We start from the raw sequence: 2,295 nt of genomic DNA, 5'->3' as shown, positions 1-2,295 counted from the left end.
TCTGCTGGCCGGAGTCGCCGTGCTGGCCGTAGCGGGTGGAGCGGGCGTCGCCACGGCCGCGGTCGCGACCCCCGCACAGCCGCGTCACGTGTTCCGCGACGTCATCATCCCTCCGTTCGACATCCGCGACTACCCGAGCCCGCTGCAGGCCTTCCGCAAGAACGTGCGCGATGAGGCCGAGGAGACGCTCTTCACCGTGCAGGGTCTGCCCAAGGGGGCACGCATCCGCACGGCCGTGATGGACCAGTTCGACGGCATGGTCTACAACGTCACCGACGGCGGTCCGACGTCGTCGAGCGCGTTCGCTCCGCTGCGGTCGAACATGGCGCCGGAGGCCGAGGGCGTGCCCGTCACGCTGAAGTTCGCGATCGACGAGTACCGCGGCGTGTGGATGCCGACGGCCGGCGAACTGTCCGAGATCCGGTTCGACGGCGACCGCGCGGAGGACCTGCGCCGCGGCACCTTCGTCAACACGGTGACCGGCACGGCCGTGGCCACGCCGAAGCTGACTGCCGGCGACGAGTACGCGGTCGACGCGGTGATGCCGAGCGAGCCCGACGACGAGCAGCTGGCCGAGGTGGCGTTCGGCAAGGTGTCGATGCCGAAGCCCAGCAACGTGCCGGAAGAGCTGACCTCGCTGGCCGCCGAGACCGTGGCGGGTGCGGAGACGCCGATCGAGCAGGTGCGGGCGCTGGAGACCTTCCTCTCCGAGGGTGGCTTCTTCAGCCACGGCCTCGAGGGAGAGGTGCTGTCGCGTGCCGGGCACACCGCCGAGCGCATCTCGACGCTCGTCGGCGCCGACCAGATGATCGGCGACGATGAGCAGTACGCCGTGGCGATGGCGCTGCTCGCCGGACAGCTCGACATCCCCGCCCGCGTCGTCATGGGGTACTACCCCGACGATGAGCAGGCGGGAGAAGCGGTCTTCACCGCGACCGGCGACAACGTGCACGCGTGGGTCGAGGTCAACTTCGAGGGCGTCGGATGGATGACGTTCAACCCGACCCCGCCCGAGGACCAGGTCCCCAACGACCAGAACACCAAGCCCCGCGTCGACCCGAAGCCGCAGGTGCTGCAGCCGCCGCCCCCGCCGCAGGAGCCGGTCGACCTGCCGCCGACGCTGCCCGACGATCGCGAGTCGGAGGACGAGAGCCTGAACCTCGCCGGCATCATCGGCGCGATCCTGCTGATCGGCGGGATCTCGCTCGCGGTGATCGCCGTGCTCGCCTCGCCGTTCATCGTGATTGGCGCGTGGAAGGCCGCGAAGCGTCGCTCCCGTCGCGCCGCCGCCCGCACCTCCGACCGCATCAGCGGTGGCTGGGACGAGCTGACCGACCGCGCCGTCGATTACGGAGCGCGCCTGGCCCCCGGCGGCACCCGGATCGAAGAGGCCGCCGTCGTGGCGTCTTCCCTGACTGTCCCGCAGGTCACCGCGCTGGCCGAGCGCGCCGACGCCGAGGTGTTCGGTCCCGCCGAACCGAGCCCGCAGGACGTGGAGTCGTTCTGGCACGAGGTCGATGAGATCGTCGGCGGACTCGGCAAGGAGGCCGGCTTCTGGAAGCGCGTCAAGGCGCGACTGAGCGTGCGGTCCCTGGTCGGCGGCACCGCGGTCTCGAACGGACTGCAGAACCTGAAGGAAGCGGCCGCCGCGCGCGTTCGTCGCGAACCTGGCACCATCAAGAACAGCACGACGACTTCGTCCTCCGAGAGTGAGACCCCATGACGCAGCCAGCGCTCGATCAGATCGCGCCGATCTCCCGTCGCGCGGTCGCCTACGTCATCGACGCCCTGATCGCCGGCGGACTCGGCATCGTTCTCGGCGGTGGCCTGCTGCTCGCCTCGATGCTCTCGGGTGGACTCGAGGCCTCGATCACCGTGCTCCTCATCGGCGGCCCGGTCGTGAGCCTGGTGCTGCTCGCCTGGTTCATCGTGTACACCGTCATGCAGGCGGGTAAGGGCTCGATCGGGATGCGGGCGAAGGGCCTGCGCCTGGTCTCCGCCGCCGACGGAGAGCCGCTCGGGTTCGGGCGCGCGCTGCTCCGCAACATCATCTTCGGCCTCGCCGGAGCCATCGTCGTCGGCTACTTCAGCCCGCTGTTCGACGGCTCGGGCCGCTTCCAGGGGTGGCATGACAAGGTCGCGTCGTCGCTGATGCTCGACGCCCGGGTGCCCGCACCGGAACCCGTCGTCGAGGAGGCACCGGTGCCCGAGGCGCCGCCGCTGCTGCCGGCGCCGTCGTTCGAGCGCCTTCCTCCGGCACCGATGCCGGGATTCGCTCCGGCGGCGCATCCCGCA

Annotated in this window: 2 protein-coding genes; both read left to right on the top strand. The window is 70.6% G+C overall.

Features of this window, described 5'->3' with window-relative positions:
* The coding region (locus ACNPM4_RS16525) for a transglutaminase-like domain-containing protein (RefSeq protein WP_448986403.1) at positions 1-1,723 on the top strand (1,723 nt) is incomplete at its 5' end.
* Positions 1,720-2,295 (top strand): RDD family protein (locus ACNPM4_RS16520; RefSeq protein WP_448986402.1); only part of this gene is annotated, 576 nt, incomplete at its 3' end. The genes ACNPM4_RS16525 and ACNPM4_RS16520, both read left to right, overlap by 4 nt.

Source organism: Microbacterium umsixpiens (genome assembly GCF_053543675.1).
Note: the sequence above shows the minus strand (reverse complement) of the source record. Positions and strands in the feature narration are given on the sequence as shown.